At 58.0% G+C, this 20,755-nt stretch carries 17 protein-coding genes; 16 read left to right on the top strand and 1 reads right to left on the bottom strand.

Annotation, left to right across the window (positions count from 1 at the left end):
• Nucleotides 1-22 precede the first annotated feature (22 nt).
• From murD to lpxC, 10 genes are all read left to right on the top strand, one after another.
• Entirely contained in the window at nucleotides 23-2,146 is a 2,124-nt protein-coding gene (gene murD, locus PQR63_RS12810) for a UDP-N-acetylmuramoyl-L-alanine--D-glutamate ligase (protein ID WP_408168272.1), read from the top strand.
• Nucleotides 2,146-3,411 (top strand): putative lipid II flippase FtsW, encoded by a 1,266-nt coding sequence (ftsW, locus tag PQR63_RS12805; protein WP_408168271.1) that lies wholly within the window; start codon nucleotides 2,146-2,148, stop codon nucleotides 3,409-3,411. The genes murD and ftsW overlap by 1 nt, the downstream gene beginning before the upstream one ends.
• Entirely contained in the window at nucleotides 3,408-4,484 is a 1,077-nt protein-coding gene (gene murG / locus PQR63_RS12800; RefSeq protein ID WP_408168269.1) for an undecaprenyldiphospho-muramoylpentapeptide beta-N-acetylglucosaminyltransferase, read from the top strand. The genes ftsW and murG overlap by 4 nt, the downstream gene beginning before the upstream one ends.
• Entirely contained in the window at nucleotides 4,481-5,905 is a 1,425-nt protein-coding gene (gene murC, locus PQR63_RS12795; protein WP_408168267.1) for a UDP-N-acetylmuramate--L-alanine ligase, read from the top strand. The genes murG and murC overlap by 4 nt, the downstream gene beginning before the upstream one ends.
• A 14-nt stretch (nucleotides 5,906-5,919) precedes the next feature.
• Entirely contained in the window at nucleotides 5,920-6,930 is a 1,011-nt protein-coding gene (locus tag PQR63_RS12790; RefSeq protein WP_408168265.1) for a D-alanine--D-alanine ligase, read from the top strand.
• A 9-nt stretch (nucleotides 6,931-6,939) separates the two neighbouring features.
• A complete protein-coding gene (locus PQR63_RS12785; RefSeq protein ID WP_408168264.1) occupies nucleotides 6,940-7,713 on the top strand; it encodes a cell division protein FtsQ/DivIB in 774 nt (257 codons plus the stop codon).
• A gap of 10 nt (nucleotides 7,714-7,723) precedes the next feature.
• On the top strand, nucleotides 7,724-8,956 hold the full coding sequence (gene ftsA, locus PQR63_RS12780; protein ID WP_007878109.1) for a cell division protein FtsA: 1,233 nt from the start codon (nucleotides 7,724-7,726) through the stop codon (nucleotides 8,954-8,956).
• 143 nt (nucleotides 8,957-9,099) lie between these two features.
• On the top strand, nucleotides 9,100-10,296 hold the full coding sequence (gene ftsZ / locus PQR63_RS12775; RefSeq protein ID WP_408168261.1) for a cell division protein FtsZ: 1,197 nt from the start codon (nucleotides 9,100-9,102) through the stop codon (nucleotides 10,294-10,296).
• Nucleotides 10,297-10,492: 196 nt separating this feature from the next.
• The gene (locus PQR63_RS12770; protein WP_408168260.1) at nucleotides 10,493-10,999 is read left to right on the top strand and encodes a peroxiredoxin; all 507 of its coding nucleotides are present in this window, start codon (nucleotides 10,493-10,495) and stop codon (nucleotides 10,997-10,999) included.
• Between the two features lie 195 nt (nucleotides 11,000-11,194).
• On the top strand, nucleotides 11,195-12,130 hold the full coding sequence (lpxC, locus tag PQR63_RS12765) for a UDP-3-O-acyl-N-acetylglucosamine deacetylase (protein WP_408168259.1): 936 nt from the start codon (nucleotides 11,195-11,197) through the stop codon (nucleotides 12,128-12,130).
• A gap of 192 nt (nucleotides 12,131-12,322) precedes the next feature.
• Here lpxC and PQR63_RS12760 read toward each other — a convergent pair whose 3' ends face one another.
• On the bottom strand, nucleotides 12,323-12,727 hold the full coding sequence (locus PQR63_RS12760; RefSeq protein WP_408168257.1) for a DciA family protein: 405 nt from the start codon (nucleotides 12,725-12,727) through the stop codon (nucleotides 12,323-12,325).
• Nucleotides 12,728-12,885: 158 nt separating this feature from the next.
• Here PQR63_RS12760 and PQR63_RS12755 point away from each other — a divergent pair, with 158 nt between their 5' ends.
• The 6 genes from PQR63_RS12755 to PQR63_RS12730 all read left to right on the top strand — a co-directional run bounded on the left by PQR63_RS12755 (nucleotide 12,886) and on the right by PQR63_RS12730 (nucleotide 20,712).
• A complete protein-coding gene (locus PQR63_RS12755; protein WP_408168256.1) occupies nucleotides 12,886-13,860 on the top strand; it encodes a M23 family metallopeptidase in 975 nt (324 codons plus the stop codon).
• A gap of 344 nt (nucleotides 13,861-14,204) precedes the next feature.
• On the top strand, nucleotides 14,205-16,979 hold the full coding sequence (secA, locus tag PQR63_RS12750) for a preprotein translocase subunit SecA (RefSeq protein WP_408168255.1): 2,775 nt from the start codon (nucleotides 14,205-14,207) through the stop codon (nucleotides 16,977-16,979).
• A gap of 172 nt (nucleotides 16,980-17,151) precedes the next feature.
• Nucleotides 17,152-17,472 (top strand): quaternary ammonium compound efflux SMR transporter SugE, encoded by a 321-nt coding sequence (gene sugE / locus PQR63_RS12745; protein ID WP_408168254.1) that lies wholly within the window; start codon nucleotides 17,152-17,154, stop codon nucleotides 17,470-17,472.
• Nucleotides 17,473-17,499: 27 nt separating this feature from the next.
• Nucleotides 17,500-18,252, top strand: coding sequence for a DUF2272 domain-containing protein (locus PQR63_RS12740; RefSeq protein ID WP_408168253.1), 753 nt, complete (start codon nucleotides 17,500-17,502; stop codon nucleotides 18,250-18,252).
• Between the two features lie 120 nt (nucleotides 18,253-18,372).
• The gene (argJ, locus tag PQR63_RS12735; RefSeq protein ID WP_408168252.1) at nucleotides 18,373-19,608 is read left to right on the top strand and encodes a bifunctional glutamate N-acetyltransferase/amino-acid acetyltransferase ArgJ; all 1,236 of its coding nucleotides are present in this window, start codon (nucleotides 18,373-18,375) and stop codon (nucleotides 19,606-19,608) included.
• Between the two features lie 231 nt (nucleotides 19,609-19,839).
• The gene (locus PQR63_RS12730) at nucleotides 19,840-20,712 is read left to right on the top strand and encodes an ATP-binding protein (RefSeq protein WP_408168250.1); all 873 of its coding nucleotides are present in this window, start codon (nucleotides 19,840-19,842) and stop codon (nucleotides 20,710-20,712) included.
• Nucleotides 20,713-20,755 lie beyond the last annotated feature (43 nt).

The raw sequence follows: 20,755 nt of genomic DNA, 5'->3' as shown, positions 1-20,755 counted from the left end.
AGAAAGACTCGGGTAATAAAGAATGAATTACGTCGATAAACACGCTCTGGTACTTGGACTGGGTGAATCCGGTCTGGCGATGGCGCAGTGGCTGGTCTACTGCGGCGCGCGCGTGCGTGTGGCCGATACCCGCGAAGAGCAGGCCGTGGCGGAGCGCCTGGCCGTGTTGAGGACTACATCGGCAGAGAGCGAATTCGTCGGCGGCAAGGTTTTTGCGGCGGAACTGCTGGACGGTATCGATTTCGTTGCCGTTAGCCCGGGCCTCGCGCCGGAGCGCGACCTGGCCGTGTTGTCTGCGGCAGCAGCAGAGAAGAATATCCCCCTGTGGGGCGAGATGGAATTGTTCGCGCAAGCCCTCGCGGCTTTGCGTGAAGAGCGCGCCTACGCGCCCAAAGTATTGGCCATCACCGGCACCAATGGCAAAACCACCGTCACCAGTCTGACCGGCATGCTATGCCGTCGTGCAGGATTGACGACCAAGGTCGCTGGCAACATCAGCCCGGCTGCGTTGAATGTCTTGCGCGAAGCACTGATCGAAGATGCAGCCCACGCTATCGTGGTCGCCGCGCAACGCGCCGAAGAAGCAGCGGCTGCGCAGGCCGAGGCGGAAGCCGCTGCAGTTATCGCAGAAGAACAGGCAAAAGCGCAAGCTGAAGCCCAGGCAGAAATCGACGCTGCCGCCGCGAAGGAAACCGCAGCAGCACAAGCTGCCGCAGAAGAAGCATCGCGCCAGCTGGAGCTGACTGAACAAGCCGAGGCTGCTGAGTCAGCTGAAGCTGAAACTGCATCATCAGAACAACTGTCTGCCGAAGCATCGAATACATCGAACGACACCGAGCATGAGCCGTCGGTGCAAGCCGCCCACATCGGTCTGAATGACAACCTGACAGTCGCTGTCGCTGCGCAAAATGAGGATGCGGGTGTCGAAGCCGCAGCAGAGTCTGTCGATGCCTCGGCGTCGCAAGAACCCGCAGCCGAAACGACCACTGAAGAAACAAGCGCAGACGACGCCGCTTTACATGATGCGGAAATTGTGGACGCGGAAGATGTTGCTGTCTCAGCACAGGTTTCGCTTCTCGACGAAGACGACAGCACGCCGCTTCAGCTCGAACTTCCGCCGCCAGAACCAGAGATGGTTTACGAAGGCATCCTGCCGCAAGCCTGGGTGCTGGAATTGTCCAGTTTCCAGCTGCACACGACTTACAGCTTGCAGGCCGATGCTGCGACCGTGCTGAACATCACGCAAGACCATCTGGACTGGCACGGCAGCATGGACGCCTACGCTGCCGACAAGGCGCGGATTTTTGGCGAGAAGACCGTACGCGTACTCAATCGCGACGATGCCGCCGTGATGGCGATGGCCGCGCCCGGCGCCACCGTATCGACTTTTGGCCTGGATGAGCCGAAAAAGGCCGGCAGTTTCGGTCTGGTCGATGAAAACGGCATGCTGTGGCTGGCCGCGGCCGTTGCAGTCGAAGATGAAGAAAAGCCTGAAGGCCGCCGCCGCAAGAAAGACCCAAAAGAAGTCGTTGAGCAGCCTTTCCTGCTCAAGCGCCTGATGCCGGTCGATGCGCTGAAGATCCGCGGTTTGCACAACGCCTCCAACGGCCTGGCCGCGCTGGCATTGTGCCGCGCAGCCGATCTGCCGTTGGCGAACCTGTTGCACGGTCTGCGCGACTACACGGGCGAACCGCATCGCGTCGAGCTGGTGATGACGATTCGCGAAGTGGAATATTACGACGACAGCAAGGGCACCAATGTCGGCGCGACCGTTGCTGCATTGAACGGCCTTGGTCATGGAGGCAAGCCGAATCGCCTGTTGCTGATCGCCGGTGGCGACGGCAAGGGCCAGGATTTTTCGCCGCTGGCGGAGCCGTTGTCGAAATATGGCCGTGCCGTGTTCCTGATCGGTCGCGATGCCGGTGCAATTCGCGCTGCAGTCGCCGACTCCGGTATCGAACTGATCGATTGCACAACGCTGGAAGAAGCCGTCGAAAAAGCCGCTGCCATGGCGCAAGGCGGTGACGCCGTGCTGCTGTCGCCGGCCTGCGCCAGTCTGGACATGTTCCGCAACTATGCCCATCGCGCCGAGGTCTTCGTCGACGCGGTGCGTGAGGTGGCCTTGTCGCGCGGTGAGGTGATGTGATGAAACTGACCCTGCCTTCGATCACCGGCTGGTTCGGCGCCAAAGATGAGCCTGGCGTGCGCGGTAGTGCGCGCGCGAGCAGCAACAGCGGCAGCCTGAAAGGCATCAGCGGTATCGAGCAGCGTTCGCGCATGATGGAGTACGACCAGCCGCTGGTGTGGGTGGTCATGCTGCTGATGCTGTTCGGCATGGTCATGGTGTATTCGGCATCGATTGCGCTGCCCGATTCGCCCAAATATGCGAATTACAAGACGTCGTATTTTCTGGTGCGTCAGGCGATGTTCATCGGCGTGTCGCTGGTGGCCGGCTTGATGGTGTTCCGCATCAAGATCGAAACCTGGCAAAAAATTGCGCCTTACCTGTTCGTCGGCACTTTGATCTTGCTGGCGCTGGTGCTGATTCCCGGTATCGGCAAGGGCGTCAACGGAGCCAAGCGCTGGCTGTCGTTCAAGGTATTCAACTTGCAGCCGTCTGAGCTGATGAAGCTGTTCATCGTCTTGTACGCCGCCGATTACACGGTGCGCAAACAGGCGGTGATGCACAAGCTGACCAAGGGATTCTTGCCGATGACGCTGGCGGTAGGCGTGGTCGGCTTGCTGTTGCTGTTGGAGCCTGATCTCGGCGCATTCGGCGTGATCGTTTGTATCGCGATGGGCATTCTGTTTTTGGGCGGCATCAACGGCGTCTGGTTTGGCGGTATCGGCGCCACGCTGGTGGGGATTTTTTCGCTGGTGATTATCTTGTCGCCATGGCGGCGCGAGCGGATTTTTGCTTACATGAATCCGTGGGTGGAAGAGAACGCACTGGGCAAGGCTTATCAGTTATCGCACTCGCTGATCGCATTTGGTCGCGGCGAATTGTTTGGCGTCGGACTGGGCGGCAGCGTGGAAAAACTGCACTACCTGCCGGAAGCGCATACCGACTTTTTGCTGGCGGTGATTGGCGAAGAACTGGGTTTCGCCGGTGTGCTGGTCGTGGTGCTGTTGTTCTATTGGTTGATCAAGCATGCATTTGAAATTGGCCGTCAGGCAATCGCGCTGGATCTGACCTTCGCCGGTTTGACGGCCAAAGGTATCGGGATCTGGATTGGTGTGCAGACCTTCATCAACATGGGAGTGAACCTCGGCCTGTTGCCGACCAAGGGTCTGACCTTGCCGCTGATGAGCTATGGCGGCTCGGGTTTGCTGATCAATTGTGTCGGCCTGGCGATTTTGTTGCGTATCGATTACGAGAATCGCGTGCTGATGCGTGGGGGCCGCTTATGACCAGGCGTCTTCTGATCATGGCAGCGGGCACCGGCGGGCATATTTTCCCCGGTCTGGCGATTGCCGACACCATGCGCGCGCGCGGCTGGCAGGTTTCCTGGCTGGGGACGACGCACGGCATGGAGCGAGACTTAGTGCCAAAACATGGCGTCGAGATGGATTCCATCGTCTTCGCCGGCCTGCGCGGCAAAGGTTTGACGCATACCGTCAAAGGCGTGTGGCGCATGATCGCCAGCTTCGGATCGTGCTTCCGCATTATCGGCAAGCGTCAGCCGGATGTGGTGTTGGGCATGGGTGGTTATGTGACGGTGCCGGGCGGTGCAATGGCGCGTTTGCGCGGCGTACCGCTGGTGCTGGTGAATGCAGATGCAGCGCTGCTGCTATCGAACAAAACCTTGACGCCATTGGCAGACAAAGTGCTGTTCGGTTTCCCTGCTGATTTCGGTAAGGCTGCCGGAAAAGCGGAAGTCACCGGCAATCCGGTGCGTAAGGAAATCATCGCCCTGGATGAACCGACGCCGCGTTACGCCGCACATAGCGGTCCTTTGCGGATTCTGGTGGTCGGCGGCAGTCTGGGCGCCAAAGTATTGAATGAGTGTGTACCGGCAGCGCTGGCAAAGTTGCCGTTGGATCAGCGTCCGTTGGTGACGCATCAGTCAGGCAAGCAGCATATCGATGCCCTGCGCGTAGCCTATGCGCAGTCGGGCGTCGAGGCGGAAGTGGTGGATTTTATCGACGACATGCCGCGCCGCTATGCGGACGCGGATCTGGTGATCTGCCGCGCGGGTGCGATTACCGTGTCGGAATTAACCGCAGCCGGAGTTGCCAGCGTGCTGGTGCCACTGGTGGCATCGACAACATCGCATCAGCGCGACAACGCCAAATGGATGGCGCAAAGCAACGCCGCAGTGCATCTGCCGCAGACCGAGCTGACGCCGGACAGCCTCGCGGCATTGCTGCAAACGTTGGATCGGCCTGCCTGCCAGAAGATGGCGCAGGCGGCGTATGAACAAGGCAGGCGCAACGCCAATGAGGCGATTGCGCAGGTGCTGGAAAGATTGGTAAAGCAATGAAACATCGGGTTAAAAATATTCACTTCGTCGGCATTGGCGGCTCTGGAATGAGCGGCATTGCCGAGGTCATGCTTAATCTGGGCTACGGCGTGTCCGGCTCGGATCTGGGCAGCAACGCGGCGACACAGCGCCTGGCGCAACTGGGCGCGCGCATTCTCTACGGCCACGCTGCCGACAACATTGAAAACGCCGATGCCATCGTCACCTCGACTGCGGTCAAGGGCGACAATCCGGAGGTGCTGGCGGCACGCAGAAAACATATCCCCATCGTTCCGCGCGCGGTGATGCTGGGCGAGCTGATGCGTCTGAAGCAAGGTATCGCGATTGCCGGCACGCACGGCAAGACCACCACGACCAGCCTGGTTGCAAGCGTGCTGGCGCAAGGCGGACTGGATCCGACCTTCGTGATCGGTGGTCGTCTGACCAGCGCGGGCGCCAATGCCAAACTCGGTTCGGGCGATTTCATCGTGGCCGAAGCCGACGAGTCGGATGCGTCTTTCCTGAATCTGACACCGGTGATCGAAGTCATCACGAACATCGATGCCGATCACATGGAAACCTACAACCACGATTTCGCCAAGCTCAAGCAGGCCTTTGTCGAGTTCACGCAGCGTCTGCCGTTCTACGGTGTCGCCGTACTGTGTCTGGATGATCCGCATGTGCGCGAAATCATGCCGATGATTTCCAAGCCGATTCTGACGTACGGTTTCCACGAAGATGCGGATATCCGCGCCGTGGACGCCAAGGCAGTCGACGGCAAGATGGAATTCACAGTCATGCAAGACGGTTATGCGCCGATGCAGGTCAGTTTGAACCAGCCCGGCATGCACAACGTGCAGAATGCCTGCGCCGCCGTAGCGATCGCACGTGAGCTGGATGTGGCTGATGCGGATACGCAAAAGGCGCTGACCGAATTCAACGGCGTTGGCCGCCGCTTCACCCGCTATGGCGATGTGCCGCTGTTTGATGCAGCAGGCAAACCGGCGGGCTCATTTACGCTGGTGGATGACTACGGTCATCACCCGGTCGAGACTGCCGCCACGATTTCCGCCGCACGCGGTGCTTATCCGGGACGCCGTCTGGTGCTGGCGTTCCAGCCTCATCGTTACACCCGTACGCGCGATTTGTTTGAAGACTTCGTCAAGGTGCTGTCGACGCCTGACGTGCTGGTGCTGGCCGAGGTGTATTCCGCCGGCGAGCAACCGATTGTGGCCGCCGACGGCCGTGCGCTGGCGCATGCGCTGCGCGTGGCAGGCAAGGTTGAGCCGGTGTTTGTCGAAGACATCGCCGACATGCCGGCAACGATCCTGAACGTGGTGCGTGATGGTGACGTTGTCATGACCATGGGAGCCGGCTCGATCAGCGGCGTGCCGGCAAAACTGACAGCGCAATCCGTGGATGCGCAAGGGCAGGGGGCGTGATGACGGACTCGAATATGGCCAAACAATTCGGTAAGGTCGGCGTGCTGTTCGGCGGTCGCTCTGCTGAGCGCGAAGTGTCGCTGATGTCCGGCGAGGGCGTGTTGAAGGCCTTGCGCAGCAAGGGTGTCGACGCACATCCTTTCGATCCGGCGCAGCGCAGCCTGGCTGAGCTGGCAGCAGAAAAATTTGATCGCGTCTTTATCGCGCTGCACGGTCGCTACGGCGAAGACGGCACGCTGCAAGGCGCACTGGAGCAACTGGGTATTCCTTATACCGGCCCGGGTGTGATGGCGTCCTCGATTGCGATGGACAAGGTCATGACCAAGCGCATCTGGATCGGTCATGCGTTGCCGACGCCGCGCTTTATCGTGCTTGATAGCGCTGCTACGCCGCGCGAAGAGTTGCGTCAGGTTCCCGACGTACTCGGTTTGCCGCTGATGCTGAAGGCCCCGCATGAAGGCTCGACCATCGGCATCGCCAAAGTGGCGGGTTATTCAGACATGCAGGAAGCATTCAACCTGTGCGCCAAATATGACGCTGCTGTGTTGGCGGAAGAATTCGTCACCGGCCGCGAACTGACGGTGCCGGTGCTGGGCAAGGGGCGTGATGCCAAGGCCTACCCGGTGATCGAGATCCGCGCACCGGAAGGCAATTACGACTATCAGCACAAGTATTTCACCGACGACACCAAGTATCTGTGTCCAGCGCCGATCGACGACGCCCTGACGCAGCGCGTACAGGATCTCGCCGTGAAGGCATATAACGCACTCGGTTGCCGCGGCTGGTCGCGCGTGGACTTCATGCTGCGTGCGTCCGACAACGAGCCTTTCCTGCTGGAGATCAATACCTCGCCTGGCATGACCGGCCATTCGCTGGTGCCGATGTCGGCCAAGCAGGCGGGAATGAGTTACGAAGATTTGTGCTGCGAGATTTTGAAATCCGCTGCGCTGGATTTGAAGCCGTCCGACGCGTGGAAGCCGCACGCTTCGACCGATGCCGGCGTCAATGTTTCGGACAAGGGATAAAACGCGACCATGTGGCAAGACGTCAAAATGCTCAACGCAATCACCAACGCCCTGCTGGCGCTGGTGCTGCTGGCATTGCTGGCATCCGGCCTGTGGTGGCTGGCGCAGCGGCCGATGTTCACGCTCAAGACCATACGCGTCGAAGGTGTGGCGCAGGAGCAATTGCGCCGCGTGAACCCGCTGACGATACGCGCCAGCGCAGTACCGCGCATCAAGGGCAATTTTTTTACTGCCGATCTGGACGCAGTGCGTGGCGCGTTCGAATCGGTGCCATGGGTGCGTAAAGCCATGGTGCGTCGCGAATGGCCGAACAAGCTGATCGTGACGATTGAAGAGCATCGTGCGCTCGGTACATGGGGTGATGACGGGCGTTTGCTGTCGGTCAAGGGCGATGTGTTTACCGCCAATCTGGCTGAAGCGGAAGACGATGGCGACTTGCTGGAGTTTGATGGACCGGACGGCAGCGAGAAGGAAGTAGTGGCGCGTTTTGATCAGTTCCGCGACTGGCTGGCACCGATCAAGGTGGTGCCGGAAGCCGTGGCCTTGTCGAACCGGTATGCCTGGACTGTGAAGCTGGACAACGGCATCACGGTCGAGCTGGGACGTGCCGAAAGCGACGCCACGCTGAAGGAAAGAATTGCCAGGCTGGTTTCCGTCTATCCGCAGCTGATGGACCGCCTGCAGGGGAAGAAAATTGAAAATGTCGACATGCGCTATCCGAACGGCCTGGCGTTGAAGGCGGATGGATTGGTACTGGCTGCATTGAACGGAAAGAAAAAATAAGCGGAACGATATGACAAAAGACGCAAAAAACCTGATCGTCGGTCTCGACATCGGCACCTCCAAGGTGGTGGCCGTGGTGGCGGAAGTATTGCAGGACGGACGCCACGAAGTGATCGGCCTGGGCCAGTCCGAATCCAAGGGATTGAAGAAGGGCGTGGTGGTCAACATCGAAGCTACGGTCGAATCGATCCAGCGCGCGCTGGAAGAGGCCGAGCTGATGGCGGATTGCAAGATTCGCAATGTCTATACCGGCATCGCGGGCAGTCATATCCGCAGCTTCAATTCGAGCGGCATGGTGGCCATCAAGGACAAGGAAGTCAGCGCCGCGGACGTGTCGCGCGTTATCGAAACCGCCAAGGCTGTCAACATCCCGACCGACCAGCAATTGCTGCATACCGTGCCGCAGGAATTCATCGTCGACAATCAGGAAGATGTACGTGAACCAATCGGCATGAGCGGCATCCGACTCGAGGTAAAAGTGCACATCGTGACCGGCGCGGTGTCGGCGGTGCAGAACATTGTGAAGTGCGTGCGCCGGTGCGGTCTGGAAGTGTCCGATCTGATTCTGCAGCCGATGGCTTCTGCCGATTCCGTGCTGACGCCGGACGAGCGCGAACTGGGTGTGGTGCTGGTCGATATCGGCGGCGGTACGACTGATGTGGCGGTGTTTACCGAAGGCGCAATTCGCCACACCGCAGTGATCCCGATCGCCGGCGACCAGATCACCAACGACATCGCGATGGCCTTGCGTACGCCAACGCTGGAAGCGGAAGAAATCAAGCTGCGTTACGGCGTGGCGAAGCAAATCCTGGCCGATCCGACCGAGACGCTGGAAGTGCCGGGACTGGGTGACCGCAATCCGCGCACCCTGTCGCGCCAGGCGTTGGCGGCTGTGATCGAGCCGCGCGTGGAAGAGTTGTTTGCATTAGTGCATCAGGTGGTGCGCGAATCCGGTTACGAAGAGGTGCTGTCGTCAGGCATCGTCCTCACCGGCGGCTCCGCGATGATGCCAGGAATGATTGAGCTGGCAGAGGACATCTTCCTCAAGCCCGCCCGACTGGGGACGCCGGAATATAGCGGCCAACTGGCTGATGTAGTGCGCAGCCCACGCTATTCGACGGTTTTGGGGTTGTTGTTGGAAGCGAAAAAGCAATATCTGCGCGGGTACATCGTCACCCGACAGGAAGGTTCGGTAAAGGCAATCTGGCAGCGCATGAAGGAATGGTTTTTAGGCAATTTTTAAGCAGTCGCGTCATTCATTTGGTTACTCGTTTTTTAGTCATTCAGTTCTTCGGATCAGCAACACGCAGTTCTCAGTTGCTAGTCGTCACACCGCGTGATGCCTATCAACTGCAAGCTGCACATACATATATTTAAGGAGTCATCATGGAAATAGATATGCTCGACAACGCCACTCTCGGCACGATCATCAAGGTCGTGGGCGTGGGCGGTGCAGGCGGCAACGCGGTGCAGCACATGATCAACAAGGGCGTGTCCGGCGTTGAGTTCATTGCAGCGAACACAGATGCGCAAGCATTGAAGATGTCGAAGGCCGACAATGTCATCCAGATCGGTGAAACCGGCCTGGGCGCCGGCATGCAGCCGCAAGTCGGCCGCCGTCTGGCTGAAGAAACCCGCTCGCGCATCGAAGATGCACTGCGCGGCGCGCACATGGTGTTCATCGCCGCAGGCATGGGCGGCGGCACCGGCACCGGTGCAGCACCGGTGGTGGCAGAAGTTGCCAAGTCGCTGGGTGCACTGACTGTTGCCGTGGTTTCCAAGCCGTTCTCGTACGAAGGTCAGAAGTGCATGGACATCGCTGATCAGGGTCTGGAAGAACTGGCGCAGCACGTCGACTCGCTGATCATCATCCTGAACGAAAAGCTGGAAGAGATCTACGAAGACGACAGCATGATCGAATGGCTGGGCCATGCTGATGACGTGCTGAACAACGCCGTCGCCGGTATCGCCGAAATCATCAACGTGCCGGGCCATATCAACGTCGACTTCAATGACGTCAAGACCATCATGGGCGAGCAGGGCAAGGCCATGATGGGTACGGCAACCGCTTCCGGTATGGATCGCGCCCGCGTGGCGGCAGAGCAGGCAGTGGCATCGCCGCTGCTCGACGGTATCGACCTGTCCGGCGCGCGCGGCGTGCTGGTCAACGTGACCGCCAGCCGTAGCCTCAAGGGTAAGGAAATCAAGGAAGTCATGGCGACCGTCCGCGCTTTCGCTGCAGCTGATGCATCGATCGCACAAGGTATCGCCTACGACGACACCATGGGCGACGACATCCGCGTGACTGTTGTGGCAACTGGTCTGGGTCGTAGCCGCAAGTCGGTGCAATTGGTGCAAACGCCGATGCTGCGCACCGGTACGCACAATGAGCCGATGATGGCCGGCACCGGTACCATGAACAATGGCACCAACGGCGGCGCGCAAACCGGCGCAGCTTTCGGTGGCATGAAGGCGCCGGCGGTATGGCGTCGCGAGTCGGCTTCCGACACCGTGCGTGCGCTGGAAAAGAATGGCATGGAAACGTATGACATTCCGGCTTTTCTGCGTAAGCAGGCTGACTGAGCAAGCTGACCAAGTAATACATGACCGAGGTTACGGCCTGTTTCGCAGGCAGCAACCAAAGTCATAAACAGGCATACTATCGCCTGCGCGCCGCGCCTTTGTGCGCGGCGTTTTTTTGTCTGTCTGCTTAGATATCGCGGGCAGCGCAGACCGAGCATTCCCGAATTATTGAATTACTCACAAGAAGGAAATCATCATGACCATTAAAGTTGGCGATCGCCTGCCGGAAGGCGCACTGGCTGAATTCATCGAGACCGAAACCGAAGGTTGCTCGCTCGGCCCGAACACATTCAAGGTGTCCGATCTGGTCAAGGGCAAGAAGATTGCCTTGTTTGCATTGCCAGGCGCATTCACCCCGACCTGTTCCGCCAAGCACGTGCCGGGCTACATCCAGCACGCAGCTGAGTTCAAGGCCAAGGGCGTTGATGAAATCTGGTGCATCTCGGTCAACGACGCGTTCGTGATGGGCGCATGGGGCCGCGATCAAAAGGCAACCGGCGTGGTGCGCATGCTGGCTGACGGCAGCGCGACCTTCACCAAGGCCGTAGGCCTGGAATTCGATCTGACCGAAAAGGGCATGGGCGTGCGTTCGCAGCGTTATTCGATGCTGCTCGAAGACGGTGTCGTCAAGCAACTGAACCTGGAAGCGCCAGGCAAGTTCGAAGTCTCCAACGCAGAAACACTGCTTGGCCAACTGGGTTAAGCTGAGTTGATCTGTACTCATTTGGAGGGATCAGTCGCTGACTGACTCATGCCGGAAGGGTACTGAAAAAGGCGCGGAAGGCGGTCCGAAAGGGCTGTCTCCGCGCTTTTTACCTTTTTTTGCAGTGCGGGAACTTTTTTGCAACAGTCAGCATGCCGGCAGCAGGCCCAATGCCATCTTGGCTATAATGGCGGGATGTTAAAACAGCGCACCATTAAAAATCTCGTCCAGACCGTCGGCGTCGGTTTGCATTCCGGCACCAAGGTGGAGCTGACCCTGCGTCCGGCTGCCGTCGACACCGGGATTATTTTCCGCCGTATCGACCTAGATCCTGTCGTGGAATTCCCAGCGTCAGCTACCGGGGTGGGCGACACCCGCATGGCCTCGGTGCTGTCGAAGGACGGTGCGCGCGTCTCTACCGTAGAACATCTGCTGTCGGCTTGCGCGGGCCTTGGCATCGATAATCTGTACATCGATCTGACCGCCGAAGAAATTCCCATCATGGATGGTTCGGCGTCCTCGTTTGTGTTCCTTCTGCAGCAAGCCGGTCTGCAAGAGCAAAACTCGCCGAAGAAATTCATCCGCGTCAAAAAGCCCGTGGAAGTACGTGAAGGCCAGGGCGACAAGGAAAAGTGGGCGCGTCTCGAGCCTTACAACGGTTTCAAGCTGAAGTTCTTTATCGAATTCAATCACCCCGCCGTCGACGGCACCGGCCAAACGGCCGAGGTCGATTTCGCCATCGAGTCCTACGTCAAGGAAATCGCGCGTGCGCGTACCTTCGGTTTCATGCAGGATGTGGAAACTTTGCGCGGTATGGGCCTGGCCCGTGGCGGCTCGTTCGAAAATGCGATTGTGATGGACGAATACCGCATTCTCAACGCAGACGGCCTGCGCTACGACAATGAGTTCGTGCGTCACAAGATCCTCGATGCCATCGGTGATCTGTACCTGATCGGTCATCCCTTGCTGGCCAGTTATAACGCTCACAAGTCCGGTCACGGTATGAACAACCAGCTCTTGCGCGCTTTGCTGGATCAGCCGGATGCTTACGATATTGTTACTTTTGACACGCTGGAGTCGGCGCCACAGACGTATGTGATGCAGGCCAAGCAGGAGTGGGCGCTTAACTAAGCCGGAGTCTGAATCCAGGCAAGGTCTCAAGCCTGGTTTTGGGGGCAGTATTTAATCAGATCTGTAGTCTGATGTTTTGTCAGACATCTACCCGATACATTCGCCAATGCAGCCTTCGCTGCACGCGGCGACTCTGGCGAACACCTCTTTCGCCAGAGCAAGAACAAGGCCGGGTTTCTTTCTGTTCTCTTTCTATTTGACGCCGGTATTGCGGCGTACCATGTTCGCCAGTGCAGTCTTGAGCGCCTGATTCTGTTTGGAATCTTCCAGCGCCTCGTTCAGTTCTGCGAATGAGGCAACTGCCGCGGTGGACAAAGTCAGCACCCGGCGCTCGACCGGTGGAACGACATAGTTTTTGCCAACTTGTACTTTGATCCGGATTGCATTAACCTGCCATCCATCTTTTAGCAGACGTTCTTGCAACTTCGGCAATTGTTGTTTGAGCTTCGCGGCAAGCGCCGCATTGGGCATGCTCAGTACCAACTGGCCGCCTTCGAAGTTCATGACGTCGCACGATTTGAAAATAGCCGGCAGAATCGCGGCGCAGCTTTTTTGCAGCGCCGCCATCCGGGTAATGGCAGGCATCAACGTTGCCATTGCATTATCCGACGTCAAAAAATCTGTCGCGTCCCGCGGTTTGCGCATCAGTTGCGCAGCCGACGGACCACGGCGATAAGGGGTAAATGTGGAGCGAGACTTCATCTTTAAACCTTATCACATCTCATCCGAAGCGGATGAGAGTCAAAGGAGTAAAGATGCAAATTATTCTGCTGCACCCGCGCTTTACGCGCGCACGGTCAGTCACGCTGACTTCCAAACATGTCATCGCAGTACTGCTTTTTCTGGTGATCAGTATTGCCGTCTCGGCGGCTGCGTTGTCTTATCTCGTTTTACGTAATGCGGCCGATGGTGAAAGCTCGCCGATGTTGCACAAACTGCTGGTGTCGATGACGCAGCAGGAAGACGATCGCAAAGACAAATATCTCAAGGAAAACCTCGCCGTCATGGCCGTCAAGCTGGGCGAAATGCAGGCGCAGCTGATGCGTCTCGATGCGCTCGGTGAGCGCGTACAGGGGCTGGCAGGCGTGCGTCCGGAGGAATTCAACTTCAAGGAAAAACCGGGGCGCGGCGGTATGGAAGTGTCGTCCATCGGTGGCGCAGGACAAGAAGTGGGCATGGGCGAATTGCAAAAAATGCTCGATGCGCTGGCGGTTGATGTCGGGCATCGCTCCGACTACATGAATGCGGTGGAATCCACGCTCATGGCCGACAAGATCAAGTCGCGCCTGCTGCCGACCAATCCACCCGTCAATGTAGCCTACAACTCATCGAGTTTCGGCTGGCGTCTGGATCCCTTCACCGGCCACAATGCTTTCCACGAAGGCCTGGATTTTCCGGCGTCGACCGGCACGCCCATCGTTGCAGCAGCCGCAGGCGTGGTGATCGCCGCCGAATATCATTATCAGTTCGGCAACATGCTGGAAATCGATCATGGCAATGACCTTATCACGCGCTACGCGCATGCCTCGCAGCTGTACGTGAAAGTCGGCGACATTGTCAAACGCGGCCAGCACGTGGCCGACATTGGTACGACCGGACGTTCGACCGGCCCACATCTGCACTTCGAAGTGCGTATCCGCGGCGTGGCGCAGGATCCGCGCAAATTCCTTGCGCTGGGTAGTCCGGGTGGCGGTCCCAAAGCTGCGCCGGTGTTCGTCGCCGGACATTAAGCTCTTCTCCGGTCGCGGTTCTCCTGGCCGGAAATCTGACTGCCATATTGAATCTTTCAGGCATGGCCCAATCTATCGTCAGTATTTGAACTGACGAACCGACGATTTGCGATAACAAAGATGCCGTTACTGCAATCCGGCATGGATGTTTCGATGATTGTCATGGGGAATGTTTTTCCGGTCATCGATGACTGCGAGCATCTCTCCTCGTGCATGCACCCGGCTGGAACACTGAAGCGGGGCGCTTGCATGCTAAAATCCAAGGTTTATTGGCCTCATTCCGGTTCCGTGCGGGCAAAATTGCCGCGCAGAGTCATTTTTCGGCGCTTTTTTAGAATCCAAGCATGTCATTACTGACCCAGATTTTCGGTAGCCGCAATCAGCGGTTGCTCAAACAATATCAAAAAATTGTCCGCCAAATCAATGCGCTCGAGGCGGATATCGAGAAACTGTCGGATGCCGAGCTGCAAGCCAAGACGCCTGAATTCAAGCAACGCGTGGCCGACGGCGCCAAGCTCGACGACATCTTGCCGGAAGCGTTCGCGGTCTGCCGCGAGGCCAGCAAGCGCGTTCTCAAGATGCGCCATTTCGATGTCCAGCTGATCGGTGGCATGGTGCTGCACTTCGGCAAGATCGCCGAAATGCGCACCGGTGAAGGTAAAACCCTGATGGCAACCTTGCCTGCGTACCTGAACGCCTTGTCAGGCAAGGGTGTGCACGTGGTGACGGTCAATGATTACTTGGCGCAGCGTGATGCTGAATGGATGGGCAAGCTGTATGGTTGGCTGGGTCTCACGACCGGCATCAACCTGTCGCAGATGGAGCACGACCTCAAGCAGGCCGCCTACGCTTCCGACATCACCTACGGCACCAACAACGAATTTGGTTTCGATTACCTGCGCGACAACATGGTGTTCGACGCCGGCGATCGCGTGCAGCGCGGCCTCAATTTTGCGATCGTCGATGAAGTCGACTCGATCCTGATCGATGAAGCGCGTACGCCGCTGATCATTTCCGGCCAAGCTGAGAACCACACCGATCTGTATCACAAGATCAATGGCGTGCCGCCCCTGTTGACACTGCAAATCGGTGAAGAAACTCCCGACGGCAAAGGCAAGGTTGAAGTCCCGGGTGATTACACCAAGGATGAAAAGGGCCATCAGGTTCTGCTGACCGAAGCCGGTCACGAACACGCCGAACAAATCCTGACCAGCATGGGCTTGCTGCCGGAAGGCGCTTCGCTGTACGACGCTTCCAACATCTCGCTGGTGCATCACCTCTACGCAGCCTTGCGCGCTCACACGCTGTATCACAAGGATCAGCAATACGTGGTGCAAAACGGCGAAGTCGTGATTGTCGATGAATTCACCGGTCGCCTGATGACGGGCCGCCGCTGGTCTGACGGTCTGCATCAAGCCGTGGAAGCCAAGGAAGGCGTCAAGATCCAGAACGAGAATCAGACGCTGGCGTCGATCACGTTCCAGAACTACTTCCGCATGTACGGCAAGTTGTCCGGCATGACCGGTACGGCCGATACCGAAGCCTACGAATTCCAGGAAATCTACAGCTTGGAAACCGTGGTCATTCCGCCGAACCGTCCAAGCGCACGCAAAGACCGTCAGGATCAGGTTTACAAGACATCGCAAGAGAAGTACATGGCGATGGTCAAGGACATCCAGGATTGCTACGACCGTGGCCAACCGGTGCTGGTCGGTACGACCTCGATCGAAAACTCTGAACTGCTGTCCGGCATTCTGAATCAGGCCAAGCTGCCGCATAACGTCCTCAACGCGAAGCAACATGCACGCGAAGCGGAAATCATTGCGCAAGCCGGCCGTCCGAAGATGATCACCATCGCCACCAACATGGCCGGTCGCGGTACCGACATCGTGCTGGGCGGCAATGTCGAAAAGCAAATCCAGATCATCGAAGCGGATGCTGCTCTGTCGGATGCCGACAAAGAAGCGCAGGCGCAAAAGCTGCGTGATGAGTGGCAATCGCTGCACGATCACGTGGTTGGCGCAGGCGGTCTGCACATCATCGGTACCGAGCGTCACGAATCCCGCCGCGTCGACAATCAGTTGCGTGGTCGTTCCGGTCGTCAAGGCGATCCGGGCTCGTCGCGTTTCTATCTGTCGCTGGACGACGCACTGCTGCGTATTTTTGCCGGCGATCGCGTGCGCGCGATCATGGACCGTCTGAAGATGCCGGAAGGCGAGCCGATCGAAGCCGGCATCGTTACCCGCTCGATCGAATCGGCACAGCGCAAGGTGGAAGCACGCAACTTCGATATCCGTAAGCAATTATTGGAATACGACGACGTCGCCAACGATCAGCGCAAGGTCATTTATCAGCAACGTAACGAGTTGCTGGAATCCGCCGAAATGGAGGAAATGATCACCTCGCTGCGTGAAGGCGTCTTCACCGAAGCCTTCCGCACCCACGTGCCGGAAGAGTCAGTCGAAGAGCAATGGGACATCCCGGCGCTGGAAGCTGCATTGAGCAACGAATGGCAACTGGCTGTGCCGCTGACCAGCATTTTGGAAGCCGAGCCTAACCTGACCGAAGAAGAATTGCTGGAGCGCGTTCTGTCTGCAGCCGCGACGACGTACGCCGCCAAGGTGGATGTGGTCGGCACGGAAGCCTTCAGCGGTTTCGAGCGTAGCGTCATGCTGCAAAGCATCGACAGCCATTGGCGCGAACATCTGGCTGCTCTGGATCACCTGCGTCAGGGTATCCATCTGCGCGGTTATGCACAGAAGAATCCGAAGCAGGAATACAAGCGCGAAGCATTCGAACTGTTTGCTCAGATGCTCGACCTGATCAAGAACGAAGTGATCAAGATCGTTATGACCGTGCGTATCCAAAGCCGCGAAGAAATCGAAGCGGCAGAAGAAAACCTTGGTCAGTCGCATGTCGAAAACGTGCATTATCAGCACGCCGATTTCGATGCTGATGCAGCGCCGGAAGAATTGCTGGCGCCGACAGCCAACCCCGACAGCAACGATGGCAACAGCGAACAGCCGCTGGTGAATGGTTTGCCGAAGGTCGGCCGCAACGATCCATGCCCATGCGGCAGCGGCAAGAAATACAAGCAGTGCCACGGCAAGCTGGTTTAATTACCAAATTACCCGCTAGCCACGTCAAGCCGCTCCAGCAGTTCGGAGCGGCTTTTTCTTTTTTCTTTTCCCTATGTGCATCGCATTTTACGGATGGCGTGGGCCGATGCGAGGACGACCTCGCACGGTATTGTTCAATGGGGACGGCCCCGGCAACGAAAAGGAGTGAGTGATGGCATGGGTGATATTGGTGCTGGCAGGTTTGTTTGAAATAGCGTGGGCGGTCGGCTTGAAGTACACGGATGGCTTTACGCGCCTGATACCGAGCGTGGCGACGCTCGCCGCGATGGTGGTAAGCATTGGTTTGTTGGCGTTGGCAGTCAAAACGCTGCCGCTCAGTACCGCTTACGCGATCTGGACCGGTATCGGTGCAGTAGGCGCCGTGGTTCTGGGTATCGTACTGTTCCACGAATCAGCATCGCCGGCCCGGCTGGCCTGTTTGGCGCTGATCATCGCGGGTATCGTGGGTCTGAAAATGGTGTCGCCGGAATAAGCGGCACATCCTGAAGGAGGGTTAGTCATGAAATCCCGGTTTCTTAATATTCGGCGCGTGTTGGCCGCAACGGTCTCCGTAGGCGGGCTGTCGCTGTTGGCCGCTTGCAGCAGCAATCTTCCAACTCCTACCGTTTTGAAACCGGTTTCCGGGGCTCGTCAGTACCAGCCGAGCCGCGCTGCCTTGCTCGCTGTTGCCAAAACCGAATGGGATTTCTTCGACCGCCAGCAGATCGACATGCGCAGTGACGTGCTGAGTGCACCGCGCCTGGGTTTGCTGGAAGATGAAGGCGAAGCCGTCCAGCGCGTCGGCTTGTATTGGCAAGCGGTCGGCAAGAGCTACACTGGCGCCGATACGCAGCAAGCCTGGTCGGCGGCATTTATCTCTTATCTGATGCAGACTGCCGGCGTGTCGCCGGACGACTTCCTGTTCAGCGATGTGCATTTCAACTATCTGAGCTTCCTCAAGGCACGTCAAAGCCTGCCTGCGCCGTTGTTTGTTTTGCATCCTGCGGCGACCGAGCCAATTGCGCCGGGCGACTTGATTTGCGCGCCGCGCGATAGCAACCAGGCTGCGACGCTGGACGATATCCTTCCGGGTTTGCCGGGACATTGCGATCTGGTCTATGAAATTCATCCGGAACAAGGCTGGGCCGGCGTGATCGGTGGCAATGTTTTCAATTCGGTATCGGAGTCACTGATTCCTATCGACGCCAATGCCCGGCTGATGCCGCTGGCGCGGCGGCCATGGTTTGTGGTGGCTAAAAATCTGATGCCTTAAAAAACATTCCTGTCACGCACTCCGTTTACAATATCGCTCTCCGTGATCGTCGGCTTTGCGCATTGCACTTGTTTTGCTTCGCCGCGATTTTCACTCACTTTCATCGCAGACTAGACAACCATGGCCGTCAATTCTCCTCTTCCCGTTTCCGCTGATCTGAAACCTGTTGCCGGCATCGAGCTGGGTTACGCCGAAGCCGGCGTGCGCAAAGCCAATCGCAAGGACTTGCTGGTCATGAAACTGGCACCGACGGCTACCGTTGCCGGCGTGTTCACGCTCAATCGCTTCTGCGCCGCACCTGTACAAGTTTGCAAGACGCATCTGGCGCAGGTCAGCGATGCGGCCCCGATTCGGGCGCTGGTGATCAACACCGGCAACGCCAACGCCGGCACCGGCGAAGAAGGCCTGGCGCGCGCCAATGCGACTTGTGTCGAACTGGCAAGCTTGCTCGGCTTTAAGCCTGAGCAGATCCTGCCGTTCTCCACTGGCGTGATTCTGGAACCGCTGCCGGTCGACCGTATCAAGGCCGGTTTGCCAGCTGCCATCAGCAATCTCAAGACCGACAACTGGTTCAACGCTGCCGAGTCCATCATGACTACCGACACGCAGCCCAAGGCCGCATCGCGCACGCTGACTATCGGCGGTAAGCAAGTTGTCATGACCGGCATCAGCAAGGGCGCAGGCATGATAAAGCCGAACATGGCGACCATGCTGGGCTATTTGGCCTTCGACGCCAAAGTGCCGCAAGCGCTGCTCAATCAACTGGTCAAGGACGCCGCCGATCAGTCTTTCAACTGCATCACCATCGATGGTGATACCTCGACCAACGACTCCTTCATGCTGATCGCCACCGGCGCCGGCGAGCTGGAAATCACCAGCGCCGACAGCGCCGAATACAAGGAGCTGGCCGTTGCCGTCAATGCACTGTCGCAGAACCTCGCGCATCAGATCATTCGTGATGGCGAAGGCGCTACCAAGTTCATCGAAATCACCGTGGAAGACGGCAAGAACGTCGAAGAGTGCCGCAAGATCGCCTACTCCATCGGTCACTCGCCATTGGTCAAGACGGCGTTCTTCGCTTCCGATCCAAATCTGGGCCGCATCCTGGCCGCGATCGGTTACGCCGGTGTGGATGATCTGGATGTGTCCAAGCTGAACCTGTATCTGGATGACGTCTGGGTCGCCAAGAATGGTGGCCGCAATCCAGACTACAAGGAAGAAGACGGTCAGCGCGTCATGAAGAAGAGCGAGATCGTGGTGCGCGTGAAGCTGGCACGCGGTACGGCCAAGGCATCGGTGTGGACCTGCGATCTCTCCCACGAGTACGTCACCATCAATGCCGACTACCGTTCGTAAATTGCCTCATAAGCTACTGCGCGGGCCAATCTCGGCGCTGTGATGCTCGCCGTACTTCAGTACGGCTGCGCTTCTCGCACCGACCTTGACCCGCTCGCTACGCTTCTGAAGCAATTTACCTCTCGTTTAAGTTTGAGTTGAACGGGTTTGGGTTTTCACGAATTTTATTCACGCGATGGCGGCTGGGTTTCCGTCACAATGTGACGTAACTATCCACTTTGCCAATTTGTCATGACTCAATTAGATCAGTTTTTGCAGCGCGCCGAGGCTTTGCTGGAGCGTATCGAATCCATCCTGCCGCAATCGGCAGCTTCCGTGGAGTGGGATAAGGGCGTGGCGTTTCGCTGGCGCCGCAGGAACGGCAATGGCGCCGGTTATCTGCAATCGGTGGGACATATCTCGGCCATTTCGCTAGCCGATTTGCATAACATCGGGCCGCAGAAGGAGCAGATCGATCAGAACACTAGGCAATTCGTCGATGGCCGTCCTGCCAACAACGTGTTGCTGACCGGCGCGCGCGGCACCGGCAAGTCGTCGCTGATCAAAGCTTGCCTGAATCAATATGCTGACCGTGGTTTGCGTCTGATCGAGGTGGACAAGGATGATTTGCACGATCTGCCGGACATCGTCGATCTGGTATCGGCGCGTTCTGAGCGTTTCATCATCTTCTGCGATGACTTGTCGTTTGAAGAGGGTGAGAGCGGCTACAAGGCGCTGAAGGTCGCGCTGGACGGCAGTATCGCGGCGCAGTCCGACAACGTGCTGATCTATGCGACGTCCAACCGCCGCCACCTGATGCCGGAGCGCATGTCGGACAATTCGACCTATACGCACACTGATGACGGCGACCTGCATCCGGGCGAAACCGTGGAAGAAAAGATTTCCCTCTCCGAGCGTTTCGGCTTGTGGGTGACGTTTTATCCGTTCAAGCAAGATGACTATCTGGACATCGTGGCGCACTGGTTGCGTCACTTCGGCTGTGATGCCGCGCAGATCGAGGAAGCGCGCGGCGATGCCTTGCGTTGGGCGCTGCAACGCAGCTCGCGCTCCGGTCGCGTGGCGTGGCAATTCTCCAAGGACTACGCCGGAAAGCTGAAGGCTTAGAGCGTGTTATGGATCATTTTCACTCCCGCGTGTCGTCGCGCCT

The organism is Herbaspirillum rhizosphaerae (genome assembly GCF_046025915.1).
Lineage (GTDB): Bacteria > Pseudomonadota > Gammaproteobacteria > Burkholderiales > Burkholderiaceae_D > Herbaspirillum > Herbaspirillum rhizosphaerae_A.
This window is presented reverse-complemented; position numbering and strand designations above follow the sequence as displayed.